At 39.3% G+C, this 16143-nt stretch carries 17 protein-coding genes, 1 tRNA gene and 1 riboswitch; of the genes, 16 read left to right on the top strand and 2 right to left on the bottom strand.

Annotated features, from left to right (window positions below):
* Window positions 1-52 precede the first annotated feature (52 nt).
* On the top strand, window positions 53-298 hold the full coding sequence (locus tag KHA88_RS17990) for a glutaredoxin family protein (protein WP_213099675.1): 246 nt from the start codon (window positions 53-55) through the stop codon (window positions 296-298).
* A gap of 228 nt (window positions 299-526) precedes the next feature.
* Window positions 527-3583, top strand: coding sequence for an efflux RND transporter permease subunit (locus KHA88_RS17985; protein WP_213099676.1), 3057 nt, complete (start codon window positions 527-529; stop codon window positions 3581-3583).
* Between the two features lie 112 nt (window positions 3584-3695).
* On the opposite strand, the gene KHA88_RS17980 is transcribed toward KHA88_RS17985, so the two are convergent.
* Window positions 3696-3768 (bottom strand) — tRNA-Arg (locus KHA88_RS17980).
* Window positions 3769-3991: 223 nt separating this feature from the next.
* Between KHA88_RS17980 and KHA88_RS17975 the strand changes: the two genes are divergently transcribed.
* The 12 genes from KHA88_RS17975 to KHA88_RS17920 are packed head-to-tail and all read left to right on the top strand — an operon-like array spanning window position 3992 to window position 13411.
* Entirely contained in the window at window positions 3992-5074 is a 1083-nt protein-coding gene (locus KHA88_RS17975) for a hypothetical protein (RefSeq protein WP_213099677.1), read from the top strand.
* A complete protein-coding gene (locus KHA88_RS17970) occupies window positions 5061-7235 on the top strand; it encodes a molybdopterin oxidoreductase family protein (protein WP_213122621.1) in 2175 nt (724 codons plus the stop codon). The genes KHA88_RS17975 and KHA88_RS17970 overlap by 14 nt, the downstream gene beginning before the upstream one ends.
* Complete coding sequence (locus KHA88_RS17965; RefSeq protein ID WP_213099679.1) at window positions 7232-7792, top strand: 4Fe-4S dicluster domain-containing protein; 561 nt, start codon at window positions 7232-7234, stop codon at window positions 7790-7792. The genes KHA88_RS17970 and KHA88_RS17965 overlap by 4 nt, the downstream gene beginning before the upstream one ends.
* Window positions 7793-7804: 12 nt before the next feature.
* Entirely contained in the window at window positions 7805-8329 is a 525-nt protein-coding gene (locus KHA88_RS17960) for a QcrA and Rieske domain-containing protein (protein ID WP_213099680.1), read from the top strand.
* Entirely contained in the window at window positions 8319-8510 is a 192-nt protein-coding gene (locus KHA88_RS17955) for a hypothetical protein (protein WP_213099681.1), read from the top strand. Before KHA88_RS17960 ends, KHA88_RS17955 begins: the two co-directional genes overlap by 11 nt.
* Window positions 8503-8814, top strand: a complete 312-nt coding sequence (locus tag KHA88_RS17950) for a hypothetical protein (RefSeq protein WP_213099682.1) — start codon at window positions 8503-8505, stop codon at window positions 8812-8814. Before KHA88_RS17955 ends, KHA88_RS17950 begins: the two co-directional genes overlap by 8 nt.
* Window positions 8801-9079, top strand: a complete 279-nt coding sequence (locus KHA88_RS17945) for a hypothetical protein (protein WP_213099683.1) — start codon at window positions 8801-8803, stop codon at window positions 9077-9079. Before KHA88_RS17950 ends, KHA88_RS17945 begins: the two co-directional genes overlap by 14 nt.
* A 1-nt stretch (window position 9080) precedes the next feature.
* Window positions 9081-10589, top strand: coding sequence for an MFS transporter (locus tag KHA88_RS17940; RefSeq protein WP_346729075.1), 1509 nt, complete (start codon window positions 9081-9083; stop codon window positions 10587-10589).
* Window positions 10590-10604: 15 nt separating this feature from the next.
* A complete protein-coding gene (locus KHA88_RS17935) occupies window positions 10605-11252 on the top strand; it encodes a sensor histidine kinase (protein WP_213099684.1) in 648 nt (215 codons plus the stop codon).
* Window positions 11253-11291: 39 nt separating this feature from the next.
* A complete protein-coding gene (locus tag KHA88_RS17930) occupies window positions 11292-11939 on the top strand; it encodes a response regulator (protein ID WP_283247456.1) in 648 nt (215 codons plus the stop codon).
* 15 nt (window positions 11940-11954) lie between these two features.
* Window positions 11955-12374, top strand: coding sequence for a GAF domain-containing protein (locus KHA88_RS17925; protein WP_249313314.1), 420 nt, complete (start codon window positions 11955-11957; stop codon window positions 12372-12374).
* A gap of 35 nt (window positions 12375-12409) precedes the next feature.
* Window positions 12410-13411: a PAS domain-containing sensor histidine kinase gene (locus tag KHA88_RS17920; RefSeq protein WP_213099686.1), complete on the top strand. Its 1002-nt coding sequence runs from the start codon at window positions 12410-12412 to the stop codon at window positions 13409-13411.
* A 290-nt stretch (window positions 13412-13701) separates the two neighbouring features.
* On the opposite strand, the gene KHA88_RS17915 is transcribed toward KHA88_RS17920, so the two are convergent.
* A complete protein-coding gene (locus KHA88_RS17915; protein WP_213099687.1) occupies window positions 13702-14265 on the bottom strand; it encodes a beta-class carbonic anhydrase in 564 nt (187 codons plus the stop codon).
* A gap of 121 nt (window positions 14266-14386) precedes the next feature.
* A riboswitch (PreQ1 riboswitch) is annotated at window positions 14387-14433 on the top strand.
* Window positions 14434-14529: 96 nt separating this feature from the next.
* Between KHA88_RS17915 and queF the strand changes: the two genes are divergently transcribed.
* Together queF and KHA88_RS17905 are read left to right on the top strand one after the other, a co-directional pair.
* The gene (gene queF / locus KHA88_RS17910) at window positions 14530-15027 is read left to right on the top strand and encodes a preQ(1) synthase (protein WP_213099688.1); all 498 of its coding nucleotides are present in this window, start codon (window positions 14530-14532) and stop codon (window positions 15025-15027) included.
* Window positions 15028-15196: 169 nt separating this feature from the next.
* Window positions 15197-16099: an EamA family transporter gene (locus KHA88_RS17905; RefSeq protein ID WP_213099689.1), complete on the top strand. Its 903-nt coding sequence runs from the start codon at window positions 15197-15199 to the stop codon at window positions 16097-16099.
* Window positions 16100-16143 lie beyond the last annotated feature (44 nt).

Genomic DNA, 16143 nt, shown 5'->3' with positions numbered 1-16143 from the left:
GTAAAATTTGTGTCAGAATCATGACTTAGTAAAACATGGGAGGACTGAAACATTGGACAAACAAGTAATCGTATATACAACGGATGATTGTATCGAATGCACATTGGTCAAACAAGTACTCACTCAAGAAGGAATCCCATTTGAGACAAGAAACGTATCTACAAGCGAAAAATATCAAAAAGAAGTAGAGAAGTTCGGTTTTCTCGGAGTACCTGTAACGGTAGTAGAAAATCGAGCCGTAAAAGGATTTACGAATGAATTAAAAGAACTAATTGAAATGGTGAAAAGCAAAAAGTAAAAGCCGTGACTCATTAAGTTACGGCTTTTTCGTTGTTTGTAATTCTTATAGGTCTAGAGTCGTAGTGAAAAATCAACCCCGCGCTTCATTCACTAACTTGAAAATTTTTATAAGATGGTGAAGAAAGTTATGGTAATCCTCCCAAAAATTGCTCATAATGGGAAAGGGATATAATGGAAAAAGTGAAATTTTTAAAAAAGAAAAATAGGAGTAAGGGGGTATGGTTTTATGATTAAATCTGTGATTCGTTTTAGTATGAAAAATGCAGTAGCCTTATTTTTAATGATGCTTCTAATTGTCGGTGGGGGAATTTATTCTTTAAAAGAAATAAATATAGAGAAATATCCGAATGTGGATATCCCTTATTTGACAGTCGTGATTGCCTATCCGGGGGCGTCGCCTGAGCAATCGATGAAAGAAATTGGGGAACCTGTAGAAAGAGAATTAATGAATATTAAAGGTGTGAAAAATGTCTATACCGATGGTGTTGCAAATGCCGTTTATTCCACAATGGAATTTGACATGTCTGTAAAGATGAAGGATGGAGAGCAATTAGTAAGATCGGCAATCGATAAAATAAAGATGCCTGATACAGCAAAAAAACCGGAATTTATTTTACAAGGGCCTGATCAGGATCCAACCATCTTTTCGATGGGGGTTTATGGAGAGGAAAATAGCACCGATGTTCAGAGATTTGTAGCAGATAAGATCATTCCGAGGCTTGAAGTCATTGATGGCGTAAGCAAAGTGGATGTCGGGGGAATTGAAGAAAAGTCTGTTTCCATTCGACTTCTGCCTAAAGAACTTGAGAAAAAAAGCATTACACTGGATGATGTAAAAGCAGCAATCAATACCAACAACTTAAGCATTCCTACTGGTGATCTTAAGCTTTCAGACGAAGTTTTGCCTGTAAGGGTCGGAAAAGAACTTAAAACTCTTGATGATGTGAAAAACATTCGATTATTTACAATGGGGACCCCGTCTGAGCAAGGGGCTATGCCGCAGCTAAAAGATATTAAACTGAGTGAAATCGCTGATATAACGTATGAAAATGAAAACGTAAGCGATTTTACTAGAATAAATGGAGAGCCAGGTGTCCGTTTCGGGATAGTTGCGGAAGGTGGAGCAAATGTCGTTGCGATCGTAGATAAAGTGAAAAAAGAAATGGAAGATATAAAGCTTCCTAAAGGATATAAAGTGGAAACACTTCGTGACCAATCGATAGAGATTAAAGATTCGGTTTACTCTATGCTCAAAGAGGCGTTATTAGGCGCGGCAATGGCCGTCATCGTGACGTTGTTGTTTTTAAGAAATATCCGCTCAACGATTATTGCAGTCATATCCATTCCACTGTCGATATTAGCATCTTTTACAGTCATTAATATGCTTGGATATACGCTGAATATTATGACGCTCGCGGGAATTGCTGTTGCTGTAGGGCGGGTAGTGGATGACTCCATTGTTGTCATTGAAAATGTATTTAGAAGGGTAAGAGCTGCGAAAGACCGCGATGATAAGCTAGTCGAACAGGCAACAAGAGAAGTGGCATCGGCAATTACTTCTTCCACCCTTACAACAGTTGCTGTATTTTTGCCAATGGCTTTTGTGCCTGGTATTGTTGGGAAGTTCTTTGCTCCACTTGCCTGGACAATCGTCATCTCATTACTGTTTTCGTTGATTGTAGCGATTACGATCGTACCACTCATGGCGAGAATTTTCTTATTGGATATTAAACTAAAGGCGCATAAAGAAAATGGTTTGCAAAAAGGATATCGTAAAAGTTTAAATTGGGTTCTGAAACATAGATTAGTTACACTTTTGATGGCCATTGTGCTACTTGGTGGGACTGTAGGACTGATTGCTCCTAAGTTAGGCACGACATTTTTACCTCAGGAAAAAATGACGAACTTTGATGTCAATATCTCTATGGAAAAAGGAACGGCTCCGGAAAAGACAAGTAAAGTAGCAAGTGATGTAGAGAAGATACTTTTAGATAAAGAGGAAGTAAAGCTTGTTAGCACAAGTGTAAGGGGACATTCAGAGTACGCTTCCACATCGTTTGTCGTAAAGGATTCTGTAAAAGATATCGATGGATTTATTAATGATTTGCGTGACCAATTTGCAGATTTGAAGGAAGCAAAGGAGATTACTGTTACTGGGGTGGGGAATTTCGCAGCTGGAGCACAGTCGCAATATGTGCTTGTTGTAAATGGTCCTAACATTAAAGATATTAAAACAGCGAGCCAACAAATTGTCAGCGAACTTAAAGGAATGAAGGGAATGGCTGATGTACATTCTTCCCTTGAAGGTGACAGGCCAGAAATAGAAATAGAACTAAATGAAGAAAAATTAGCCGAAAAAGGGCTCATGCCGGCAATGGTTGGGAAAAGTATTCGTGAGTTTATTAACGGAGATGTTGTAACAACAATGACTCTAGAAGATAAGAGTACAGATGTTAAGCTCGGATTGAAGATGAACGATGTTGTTGAACTTAAAGAATTGGGAGAGCAAAAGATTAATAATGTAATGGGCATGCCTGTTGCGCTTAATGAAGTCGGTAAATTAAAGCGGGTCACGAACAGAACAGTCATTACCCATCTGAATCAAAATGAGTATGTCATGGTTGCTGGACAAATTACCGACGCAAAAGCAGGAGAAGTAACGAAAAAAGCAGATGAATTAATAGCCAAGCTGAATTTGCCTGAAGGCGTAAATTATTATAAGGAAGGCGCAGCAGCTGCGATGGATGAAGGCTTTAAAAATATGGCAATTGCAATTGTAGTCAGCATCCTTTTCGTCTACATGGTAATGGTCATCGCATTTGGAGAAGGAAAAGCACCTTTCGTTATCTTATTCGCAATTCCATTCTCGGTCATAGGTGCATTACTAGGACTTTTTATCGTCAAAGAACCGATCGGAATGCCGGCGATGATTGGGTTGCTTATGTTGAATGGGATCGTTGTCACAAATGCCATTGTTCTCATTGATAAAGTGAAACAAAATGAAAGAACGGGAATGACAACGCATGAATCACTAATCGAAGCAGGAGTGATTCGAATTAGACCAATCTTGATGACAGCAATTGCTACAGTCGGAGCATTATTCCCAATGGCGATGTCTACAAGCGCGGGAATTGTCTCATCATCACTCGCTGTTGTCGTAATCGGGGGATTGACAACATCGACAATGCTCACTCTCTTTATTGTTCCGGTTTTATACAGTCTGTTTAACCCGGTGAAAAAAGAGAAAAATGTAAAGAGGCAAATGCAAACGAGAGCGATATAAGTGTTTAACATTGGAAAGGGAGGAACATTTCTCACTTTATCATTTCGTAAAAACTTTCAGAAAAAAAAGGTGCGAGTTTCAGAATACTGAAACTCGCACCTTTTTTATTTTACGGCCCCGGCAGGAATCGAACCTGCGACGCACGGTTTAGGAAACCGACGCTCTATCCTCTGAGCTACGGAGCCACGTGTTAGCAACACTTTTTTTATTATACAGTACGCTGGTTAAATATTAAAGAAAAAATTACTGGATCCTCAATACTACCCAGGGCTAATCAAGGCGATTGCGCTTTTCTTGAGAGAATCAGGGGAATTCCCCCCCTGAATAAGGAGTTTCCCTGATGGGGAAGAAAAACAATTCATCTTACAATAAAAGCAAGGTAATTTTTGCTATGGAGGAGGAAGAATTATGCAAGCTAAGGTTGCAGCAAATGAAAAAACAAGAAATTCTATTAATAATGCTTTTGCATCTAATTTTGCTAAATCAATGTTTTTATCTGTGAGCGGACTTATTATTTTATCTTTTATTGGTACGAGGATGTTTACTCATGTCGACTTAAATCTGTACGGATACATGGTTGGTACGATCGTATTCATCAGCGGATTCTTTTATCGGTTTATTGCTTGGGGAGAAAGGCCTCCAACGAAAATTTTTATTAAAAAAGGTATCAAATTATTATTTAGAAAATCCACACCAAAAACATCGGTAGAGCATCTTGCTACCCACAAATTTATTTGGAATCGGGGAATTTACCGATGGACGCAACACTTTTTGATCGGCTGGGGTTGTATTCTTTCTTGCTTTGTCACTTTCCCACTCGTGTTTGGCTGGATGTATTTCACGATGGGTGACAATGGCTACTATACAGTTGTAGGCATGGGAATGAATTTAATGACGGTAAAAGCAGATGGCATCATCGCATTTTTCTTTTATAATGCATTAAATTTTACAGCGATTATGGTAATTTCCGGTGTATGTATGGCTATGTATCGTCGGATGAAAAACATGCAGGCAAGAGCTGAGCAAAAATTTGTATACGACTTTTTACCACTATACTTATTACTATTTGTAAGCATTACCGGTTTGGCTTTGACGTTTATGAACGTTTTTTTGCACGGGGCTGGTCAACCAGTGATGTCTCTTATCCATCAATACTCAGTAATCGTCACGTTAATTTATCTTCCTTTTGGGAAGTTGGCCCATATTCCATTCCGTCCATTAAGTGTATTTGCCAAAAACTATCGTGAACATTATCAGGAGCAGGCTCCCTTCAAATGTAAAGTTTGCGGCGATACATATGTTTCGACTGAGCAAACACAAGATGTTGTTGGGGTCCTTTCGGTAAACGACATTAGCTTTCAAACGAAAGAGGGCCATCAATTAGCTGAAATGTGTCTCCCTTGTAGAAGGAAGTATCGCATTGCTCAGTTTTCGGGAATACAGACGCACGAAATCAAATACAAGGAGGCCAACCAAAATGCAAAGGGATAAGTTTTTTAAAGAAATCGAGAATTTAACTCATCCAAATGAAAAGTTAATTAAAACACATTGCAGTTATTGTGGAATGCAATGTGGGATGAATTTACGTGTGAATACGATGACAAATAAAATTATCGGGGTTGAACCTCGTTATGATTGGCCAGTTACATTAGGAAAAATGTGCCCGAAAGGGGTAACAGCATACCAACAAACGAATCATTCGGATCGACTTTTGAAACCACTCATTCGTGATGATGCTTCCTTAAAAGGAACGAAAGAAGGCTTCCGTGAAGCGAGCTGGGATGAAGCGTATGACTTAATTGCGAAAAAGTTCACGGAGCTTCAGAAAGAATACGGAAAAGATTCACTTTCAGTCTTTAGCGGTGTATCGATGACGAATGAAAAATGCTATTTAACAGGGAAGTTTGCGCGAGTTGGTCTCCAAACACGCTACATCGATTATAATGGTCGTTTTTGTATGTCGAGTGCAGCTGGAGGGTTCCTTCGTACCTTTGGAGTAGACAGAGGCTCAACAGTACCTTGGACGGATGTTCATGAAACTGACTGCCTATTTATCGCCGGAAGCAATACGGCAGAATGTCATCCGACCTCAATGTTCCGAGTATGGAATGTCCAGGAAAGAGGCGGTTACATCATCGTCGTTGATCCAAGGGAAACACCACTTGCACGTAGAGCAGATGTACATCTTGACTTAAAACCAGGTACTGACCTTGCGATTGCAAATGGTATTTTAAACTTACTTATTCAAAATGGGTTTGCTGATGAGGAATTTATTAATAATCATACAAACGGTTTTGAAGAAACGAAAGAGCTCGTAAAGGAGTTTACACCTGAATATACGAGCATGATCACAGGAGTGGCACCGGAAAAAATCATTAGAGCTGCCGAGATATACGGAAAGGCTCCGAATGCGATTGTGATGTTCGCCCGCGGTATCGAGCAGCAGCATAAAGGTGTCGATAATGTTTCCGGATATACGAATATGGCGTTAGTCACAGGTAAGATCGGTCGACCTAAATCAGGAGTAGCAACATTTACTGGACAAGGGAATGGCCAAGGTGGTCGTGAGCATGGCCAAAAATCCGATTTGCTGCCAGGTTACAGAAAAATCACGAATCCAAAGCACGTTGAAGAAGTAGCTAAAGTGTGGGGGATTGAGCCTGAAGAAATGCCACAACCAGGTGTATCTGCCTTTGAAATGTTCGAAATGATGGAGCAAAAGACGATTCGTGCTATGTATTTATTATGTTCAAACCCTGCGGTATCAGCACCTGATCTGAACTTTGTCAGAAAAGCGATGAAAAACCTTGATTTTATGGTATGTGCTGACTTTTACTTATCTGAATCCGCCGAATTCGCTGATGTCGTTCTCCCAACCGTTACATGGTCGGAAGATGAAGGAACAGTAACAAACCTTGAAGGCCGGATTATTAAAATTAATAAAGCACAAGAGCCAATTGGCGAGTCAAAGCCGGATTGGCAAATTCAAGTGGAAATCGCAGAGCGCTTAGGGAGAGGGAAATACTTTTCAAATCTGAAAACAGCAAGAGATGTAGCAGACGAATTTAGACTCGCTACAAAAGGCGGCGATGCAGATTACTACGGTGCGACGTGGGAAAAAATTGATAAACAAGATGGGGTCTTCTGGCCTTGTAAAGACGAGAATGACAAAGGGACACCACATATGTTCCTCGATAAAAAATTCTATCATCCGGATGGAAAAGCGAAAATATTTGCACTACCATATCGTCCGCCGGCTGAGGAGCCATGTGAAAAGTATCCGCTTCGTTTAACAACCGGAAGAGTCGTTTACCACTATCTATCTGGAAACCAAACGAGAAGGATTCCGTTTTTACAAGATATGTGCCCTGAACCATATGTCGAAGTGCACCCGGAAACAGCCAAGATATACAACATGGAGCATGAAGAAGTCATTCGCCTCTTTACTCGCAGAGGTGAAGGAAATTATAAGGTGAAAATTACCGAGGCTATCAGAAAAGATACTGTCTTTGTTCCGTATCATTTTGGCCATGATCAATCTATTAACCTATTGACGATCGCTGCGCTTGATCCGCTTTCGAGAATGCCAGAATTCAAGGCATGTGCGGCGCAAATGGAGAAAATTGAAGTAAAAGAAGGTGTACGGAAATGAGTAAAAGATTGTACTTAGAACTTGAAAACTGTATTGGGTGCAGGGCATGTTTAGCTGCTTGTACACAATGTGGCGGCCATGATGAGAGAAACAGGAACTATGTATATGATGTAAATCCATTTGTTAATCGACAAACGATGCCACTTATGTGTCTACACTGTGTAAATCCAGCATGTGCAAGAAGTTGCCCGGCTCAAGCCATTCAAATACATGAAACAGGTGCAGTATTATCAGCGCTCGTGGAAAAATGCATCGGCTGTCAAAATTGTACCATTGCTTGTCCATATGGCATTCCGAAATTCGATACAGAACAAAACTTAATGTATAAATGTGATCTTTGTATTGACCGGACGAAAGATGGTATCCCGCCAATGTGTGCGAGTGTATGCCCGTCCAATACGATTCAATGGTTATCAGATGAAGAGATTGCTAATAAAAAGCAACAATACAATCTTGATAATGATAAATGGGTCACAAGCATGCCTTATCTTGAAGGCGAAACAAATGTAAAAATTAACCTCCCTGGAATTTTACAGGGTGTGGAAAAGCTGTTTTAGGAGGGATGAAAGTTGAACGATAAAAATAATAAAGTCCCCTTTGCCGAAGATAATTACACGCATAATATCAATCGTAATATGGAAAGAAAACTGGATCGACGCGGGTTTATGAAAACTTTGGTCGGAGCTGCAGGTTTATTCGCAGTATCTTCTCTACCTTGGGGAGCAGTTGCTGCCAAGGAATTGATGGGTCTTGACGATAAGGAATATCCTCATAAAAAAATCGTTGATGTAAGTAAAATTGCTGTCGGTGAAGCAGTTGATTTCAAGTTTCCGGCTGAGCATGATAGCGCCATTCTCATTAGGCTCTCAGAGAAAAAGTTTGTCGCTTATCAAAATGCCTGCACGCACCTTCGTTGTCCAGTGTTTTGGGAAAAAGATGCTGGCAACATGATTTGCCCTTGCCATCATGGCGTTTTCGATGCACAGACTGGTGTTCCGACGGCAGGTCCACCAAGAAGACCGCTTCCTGGAATTGAAATAAAAGTGGAAGGCGGCACTGTATATGCTGTCAGGGTGAAGCGTTATGAAGCGTAATTACCTCTTCTTCGCAATCCTTTGTATCATCTTATTTTTAAATATTGTTTTTACACAATATGTGGTACATCAATATTACTTCGAAAATTATTTGAATGTATTAATCTTTTGTGCTCTAAATATCGCGTTATTTCCAATCGCTTTATTCATTTATAAGAAAGATGTGAAGACTCATGAATAGTGAAACATATATTGACTTTTGCTTCATCCGTAATGCCGCCGGTAATTTCGCAGCAGAAATTGATAACCTATTACGAGAGCTCTTTAAAGGGATTCGGCTCAATTGGTATCTTGAAGAAAAGACGGAGGACGGGATGGAGCTTGTAGTTGCAGAAATTAAAGGCATGAGTAGATGGCAATCAGAAGAGGATGCGATTGATTTTATCGAGTCCCATGCAGCGGAAGATTTTTGGGAATACTTGCAAGGATTTCAACTGAATGTATACCCTGCAATGAGAGGATGCGGCAGCTGTGGAACTCATTAATACCGAAGATTTACAACCATTTCTAAAGAGTACAGTCGGGGTCACCATATACGATCATACTTGGGAAGATCAATCTCCAATTACCGGTAAAAGTATCGAGAAACTAGAGACATGTCCGGACGGTACACATTTAAGAATTTACTTTGATAAACTCCGTTTTTTTGCAATACCTCACACCGCGATCGTTTCGATTAGTGAAAAAGAGTGGATCGCTTTTGATCAAGAAGCTTGCTTACATTATGTGATTAGAAAGGAGCGTGGCTAATGTGATTAAAAAAGTCCAATTGCCATTACAAACAATGAATTTGACACTAGGTTTTATGGTATGGGTAATTATCTCATCATTGCTGCCATTTATTAAAGAAGACATTATCATTCCAGCGAATCAGCTTGCACTTGTTACAGCGCTGCCAGTCGTTTTGGGATCGATTCTCCGAATTCCGATTGGATATTATGCGAATCAATTCGGAGCCAGGATTATCTTTTTAATTAGTTTTATTGCCTTATTATTCCCTGTTTACTTTATTAGTGTTGCAGATTCGTATACTGATTTATTGATTGGCGGATTATTCCTTGGGATAGGCGGTGCTGTGTTTTCCGTTGGTGTGACATCATTGCCTAAGTATTATCCAAAAGATCGCCATGGTTTTATTAACGGAATATATGGTGCTGGAAATTTAGGTACGGCGTTATCAGCCTTTGGTGCACCATTTTTTGCAGCAAAATTAGGCTGGAGTACTACCATCCAACTATATCTTGTCATTCTAGCCGTCTTTATTTTAGCTAACTTCTTTTTTGGCGATAAGCATGAAGTAAAGGTGAAAACACCGCTTGTAAAACAAATTAAAGCCGTCTATAAAAATGAAAAACTATGGCTGCTATGCTTATTTTACTTTATTACCTTTGGTTCATTTGTGGCATTCACGATTTATTTACCGAACTTCCTTGTTGCCAACTTCGGTTTAGAGAAAGTGGACGCCGGCATGAGAACAGCTGGATTTATTGTCCTTGCCACTGGGATGAGAACAGTTGGCGGCTGGCTCGCTGATCGATTTAACCCTCTCGTTTTACTAATGTTTGTGTTTGGCGGGTTTACATTTTCAGCCGCACTCCTATCTTTCGCACCATCGATTGCATGGTACACATTTGGCTGTTTAACGATTGCGTTTTGCGCTGGTACAGGAAATGGTGTCATTTTTAAACTTGTACCTATGTATTTCCAACAACAAGCGGGAATTGTGAACGGGATCGTATCTGCGATGGGGGGGCTTGGTGGCTTCTTCCCACCACTCCTATTAACCTTTTTGTTCGGCCTTACGGGCCATTATGCAATTGGATTTATGGCATTATCTCAAGTGGCGTTAGCAAGTTTAATATTAATTATTTGGATGTATTACCAAGATAAAGTCGGGTTTGCCAACCAAGTGATTAAAAATACCGTAGAAGGAATTATGATTACGGATAAAAGAGGGAAAATTATTTCTGTAAATCAGGCTTTTACACAGATTACCGGCTATCTGGAGCAAGATGTGCTTGGAAAAAATCCTAGCGTACTAAAATCTGGTAAGCAAGCACCATCTTTTTATCAAGATTTATGGAAATCAATCGACCAAAAAGGATTTTGGCAAGGAGAAATCTGGAATAAGCGCAAGGATGGACAGCTTTATCTTGAATGGCTGACAATCAGTGCCATTAAAAACGATGCAGGCGACATTGTCCAATATGCAGGAATGTTTAGTGATATTTCCGACCATCGGATGAATCAATTTATATAAGCGAGGAGGCATGAAATGAGCGTACTCCCTATCGAAAAAAAGATTAGTTCTAAAATCATCCAAATCCAAGAAGATGAAATCAAACGAATTGCTGTCGAGCTCCATGAAGGGGTAGGTCAGACACTTTATAGTCTTTATACCGGTTTACAAGTGATTGAATCGGGAATTGATCATCCTGAGATGAAAGATTATGTTGGCGAAATGGCTGGCCTGCTTGAAAAGACTATCCGAGAAATCAGGTTTTTGACCGTCGAATTACATCCACCATCGCTTTCAACATTTGGTTTGGTCGCTGCGTTGAAAAATTACAGCCAACTTTTTACTACGACTTATGGAATCGTGGTCGATATTGAGAGCAACGGAGAGAAAACAAATCTATCAGAACGCGAGAGAATTACGCTTTTCAGAGTGTGTCAGGAGGCATTGGGAAATATCGCAAAGTATGCTGATACAGCAAAAGCAGCCATTCGGTTAAACTGGACTTCGACTAAACTTTTCATCACCATTCAAGATAAAGGAAAAGGTTTTATCATTGAGGATGAGATGAATAAATCGTCAGGTCTCGCCGCAATGAGAGAAAGAATCCACTTGATTGGCGGAGAATGGGCAATATCCTCTACAATAGAGGAAGGGACTATGATAGAGATGTCTCTTCCTCTTTGAGGAATCTATTATTTTCAAGGTTATGAAGGGGGCGCTTGCTTGATTAAAATATTACTTTGCGATGATCATGCAGTTGTAAGAATGGGCTTGAAAATGCTATTAAACAATCATCCGGATATGGAAGTGATCGGAGAGGCCTCGGAAGGAAATGAGGCTATTCAAAAATCATTAGAGCTTCGACCAGATGTGGTTATTATGGACTTAAGTATGCCTCATGGGAAAGATGGGTTGTCGGCTACATCCGAATTGAAAAAATTATTGCCTGATACAGCGATATTAATTTTAACTATGCATGATGATGAGGAATATTTATTCAGAGGAATTCAGGCAGGCGCATCAGGAAGTATTTTAAAAAGCGCACCCCATGAAGAGCTTGTCGCTGCTATTTATTCGGTCTCTGAAGGTAATGCGTATTTACATCCATCTGCTACAAAAAGGCTAATGGAAGAATACTTGGGAAGTGTAAAACTAGGAAATACAGATACTTTCAATCTTCTCTCTGACCGTGAAAAAGAGGTGTTAACCTTAATCGCAAAAGGCTATTCGAATAAAGAAACTGCTGAACAACTTGTTATAAGCGTAAAAACTGTAGAAACACATAAAGCGAATTTAATGGAAAAACTCCAAATGAAAACGAGGCCGGAGCTGGTCGCGATCGCTCTGAAAAAAGGGCTGTTAGGAATATAAAGGATGAGATCAAAGATGGAAGAGCGAGCAGTGAAGCAGATTTGTGAAAAATTATTACTGGAAGTCAACTGTGAATTTGTCGGATTTGCTATCCAAAATAGCCATGGTCCAGATATAACATGGAGAATTGCAGCTGGCAATAGTAATGATAAATACAAGAGAATTACTGTCCGTTATGGAAAAGGAATTGCCGGTAAGGTTATTGCAACAGGCCAACCAATTGAAATTGAAAATTTTCCAGATAATATTTCCGGAAAGGTTCTCGATTATCCAATTATGCTTGCTGAAAAGTTGCTATACGCATTTGCGATGCCTATTCGGATTAAAGGAATTCCAAAAGGTGTTTTATTAGTAGGCAAACGAACGATAAATCCGATTTCTGAAAGTGATCAGCAATTAGTAAAGCTAGCTGCGACCGAAATAGAAGCGTTGTGATTTTAGCACAATTAAACAACTATGGGAGGAAGCAAATGGATAGGAAAGATCCGATAAATGAGTTGACTGATTTTAAATTTGCCCTTGATGCATCCTCAATTGTTGCCATCACTGACCAAAGAGGAAGAATTAAATATGTAAATGATCAGTTTTGTCGAATTTCTAAATATTCGATGGATGAGTTAATCGGCCAAGATCATCGAATTATTAATTCAGGGTATCATTCAAAGGAGTTTTTCCAGAATTTTTGGCGGACGATTGCCTCAGGGAATGTATGGAAAGGGGAAATAAAAAACAAGGCGAAGGATGGCTCCTATTATTGGGTGGATACGACAGTAGTTCCCTTTTTAAATGAACAAGGAAAGCCTTACCAGTATTTAGCCATCCGTCATGAAATTACCCAGCGTAAGAAAATTGAAGAAGAATTGCAAATCATGATGACTAGAATTATTGACGTTCAAGAAGATGAGCGTAAGAATTTATCAAGAGAACTTCATGATGGAATTGGACAAAATTTATACAGCCATCTAATAACAATCAGTCGCTTAAAGACTGAAATAAGCCATCCGCTTTTAGATCAAATGGAAGAAGAAGCAACGAATATTATTGCAGAAGTAAGAGATATCTCATGGGAACTCCGCCCGTCTGTGCTTGATGATTTAGGTTTGATTCCGGCCATCCGCTCTTATCTAGCTTACTTTTCAGAGCATTATCAAATTAATGTCCATTTTGATTGCTATTTGAATCGCCGACTTTCCGCAAATAAGGAAATTGCCATTTACCGGATTATTCAGGAAGCATTAACCAATTCTCGTAAATATGCGGATACGAAAGAAGCTACCGTTACTATCCGTGAAATGGATGATGGGATTCGGATCATGATTGACGATTACGGTAAAGGTTTTGAAATGGATAAAGTAAAACGCGGTGTAGGTCTATTCAGCATGGAAGAGCGTGCTCGTGCTGCAGATGGTGATATTTCGATTCAGTCGGCTAAAGGGATGGGAACAAAAGTAATATTGGAGATTCCGATTTGATTGCAACACAATCGGATGGATGAACCGAACTAAGGTGTCGAAACGCGGTTTGACGTCTTCAAAAGTTGAAACTCAAAAACTGAAGGCGTCCAAATGCGGATAGACGTCGTCAAAGGTGAAAAATCAAAAGCTGGAGGCATCCAAACGAGGATAGACGTCGTCAAAAGTTGAAAAACAAAAACTGGAGGCATCCAAACTAAGATCGACACCTCCATTAATAAAAAGGCTATAAAACTACTTTCTCGAAGAATAAATGAATCCCCTTCATTAAAAGGGGATTCATCTGATAGTTATTTCTTATAACCGTCTACCACTAAATCTAGCTCTCCTGTTACTGGGTCAATTACGAGCCCGTGCACTGGGATTTCATTTGCCATAAGCGGATGATTTCGGATCATGTTGACACTATGGGCAACGCTATCTTCCACGCTATCGAAGCCCTCAAGCCATTTGTCAAGGTCGATTCCTGAGTTCGTAATAATGTCCAGGGTTTCTTTTGAAATTCCGCGTTTTGTCATTTTGTCCAGCATTTGCTGGCTTTCAATGACACTCATACCACAGTCATGGTGGCCAATTACATACACTTCATCTGCTTTCAACTCGTATACCGCAATCAAAAGGCTGCGCATGATACTACCAAATGGGTGGGTGAGAATGGCTCCAGCATTTTTCACCACTTTGACATCGCCGTTCTTCATGTTCATTGCTTTATGAAGGAGCTCGACTAATCGAGTATCCATGCAAGTAAGAATGACGAGCTTTTTGTCTGGAAATTTAGTCGTTGCATATTGTTCGTATAATTTTTCTTCAATGAAATTTTTGTTGTAATCAAGAATTTCTGTTAACAGTGACATCTTTCTCACCCTTTCTCTATTTCTTATTTTACTGAAAAGTTATGAGAAAAAAAAGCAATAAACCCTAATTGACTAATAATGTATACTTCAGTATGATGAAATATGCAATTACATAGCCCTAACAGGAGAGGTTCATAGCGTATACCCTCTATAAAAAACTATGGATGATGAAAATGCACCATATCCATTCGCGATATGGCTTTTTTTATTCTCATATGTTTATGAACCTCCTTCCGCAATGGGTAAAAATAGGAGGTTTTTAATTTGGCTGGAAGAAATGAAGATACATTGCATGACTTATCACTTCTAGGAAATCAGGAAACAAAATATTTATTTGAATATTCTCCAGAGGTGCTGGAATCAATTGATAATCTTCATCCGAACAGGGATTACTTTGTTAAGTTCAATTGTCCGGAGTTCACATCACTTTGTCCACAAACAAGGCAACCTGACTTTGCGACGATGTATATTAGCTATATTCCTGATCAGAAAATTGTCGAAAGTAAATCATTAAAGCTTTATTTATTCAGTTTCCGAAACCATGGTGATTTCCATGAAGACTGTGTGAACATTATCATGAATGATTTAATCAAACTATTGGATCCTCGCTACATCGAAGTGTGGGGGAAATTTACTCCACGCGGCGGACTTTCAATCGATCCATATTGCAACTACGGAAAGCCTGGAACGAAGTATGAGCAAATGGCGGATCATCGTATGTTGAATCATGATATGTATCCGGAAAAAGTAGACAATCGTTAAGGGAGAACTGACTATTATTATTATACCTAAACTGAGCGTTTAGAATGGTATGGTAGATTAGAAAGCATGTGTTAAAAAAACTTTGCACTCCTATGGCAAAACCATTATTCTAAAATAGGAAGTTGGACTCATTTCCAGCTTCCTATTTGTATTAATGGAGGTAGCACAATTGCATCAATTAAAATATTTGTTATTTATATTAGTTGGAGCGAGCAGTTATGGAATTTCCGCTTCCATGATAAAACGAACGATAGGCGCAGGTTTTTCCGCCCAAGAATCAATGGGAGGACAATATTTATTTGGTTTTCTAATGCTAGCTGTAATTTTTCTTTTTACTAAAAAAACGAAAATGACGATCAAACAATCAATTGAATTGTTATTGGTTGGGATGGTAGTAAGTTTGACGAGCATTTTCTATGCCTTATGTTTACGGAGTGTACCTGCTTCACTTGCAGTTGTACTTCTCTTTCAATTTACCTGGATTGGAATCTTAATCGAAGCGATATATCTTAAAAAGCGACCTTCGCGTGCTAAACTTATTGCGATTCTGTTGTTATGGATTGGGACCTTGCTCTCAGGTGGAATTGGTTCACAAAGCTTCGAATGGTCGCAAAATATTGAAGGAATTGTGTTTGGATTATTATCGGCGATTTCCTTTGCTATATTTTTTTTCATAAGTGGAAAAGTTGGGGCGGAAATCCCGGCCATTCAAAGAAGTACAGTGATTTCAGCTGGAGGATTACTACTTGTCTTTTTTACGATTACACCTTTACAGATTATGCATGAGACAGTAGAACATGGATTATGGGAATATGGAATTTTGCAAGGAATATTCGGGATTATTCTACCAGTAGTATTCTTTGCACTTGGAACACCAAAAATTGATTCAGGTACTGCGACTATCGCTGGGGCAGCAGAATTACCTGCAGCAATTTTTGCTGCCATGCTTATTTTAGGTGAAAGCATTTCTATTTATCAGACTGTCGGTATCGTTATTATTATTATTGGTGTGGCTGTTCCGCAAATTAACTTACTTGACATGAAAGGGAAGTGGCGTTTACTACGAGGGTAAGGATTAATCGTAGTATAAATTTTTCGAAAAAATTTGAAACTATT

Origin of the sequence: Lederbergia citrea, from assembly GCF_018343525.1 — a bacterium.
GTDB lineage: Bacteria > Bacillota > Bacilli > Bacillales > Bacillaceae_C > Lederbergia > Lederbergia citrea.
The sequence above is the reverse complement of the archived record's forward strand: the minus strand, read 5'-3'. Positions and strand labels throughout refer to the sequence as shown.

What these genes read in the sequence shown, in the direction of transcription:
- KHA88_RS17985 (WP_213099676.1), top strand. Translation starts at nt 527, where the DNA reads ATGATTAAATCTGTGATTCGTTTTAGTATGAAAAATGCAGTAGCCTTA.
- KHA88_RS17975 (WP_213099677.1), top strand. Translation starts at nt 3,992, where the DNA reads ATGCAAGCTAAGGTTGCAGCAAATGAAAAAACAAGAAATTCTATTAAT.
- KHA88_RS17970 (WP_213122621.1), top strand. Translation starts at nt 5,061, where the DNA reads ATGCAAAGGGATAAGTTTTTTAAAGAAATCGAGAATTTAACTCATCCA.
- KHA88_RS17965 (WP_213099679.1), top strand. Translation starts at nt 7,232, where the DNA reads ATGAGTAAAAGATTGTACTTAGAACTTGAAAACTGTATTGGGTGCAGG.
- KHA88_RS17955 (WP_213099681.1), top strand. Translation starts at nt 8,319, where the DNA reads ATGAAGCGTAATTACCTCTTCTTCGCAATCCTTTGTATCATCTTATTT.
- KHA88_RS17950 (WP_213099682.1), top strand. Translation starts at nt 8,503, where the DNA reads ATGAATAGTGAAACATATATTGACTTTTGCTTCATCCGTAATGCCGCC.
- KHA88_RS17935 (WP_213099684.1), top strand. Translation starts at nt 10,605, where the DNA reads ATGAGCGTACTCCCTATCGAAAAAAAGATTAGTTCTAAAATCATCCAA.
- KHA88_RS17925 (WP_249313314.1), top strand. Translation starts at nt 11,955, where the DNA reads ATGGAAGAGCGAGCAGTGAAGCAGATTTGTGAAAAATTATTACTGGAA.
- KHA88_RS17920 (WP_213099686.1), top strand. Translation starts at nt 12,410, where the DNA reads ATGGATAGGAAAGATCCGATAAATGAGTTGACTGATTTTAAATTTGCC.
- KHA88_RS17915 (WP_213099687.1), bottom strand. Translation starts at nt 14,265, where the DNA reads ATGTCACTGTTAACAGAAATTCTTGATTACAACAAAAATTTCATTGAA.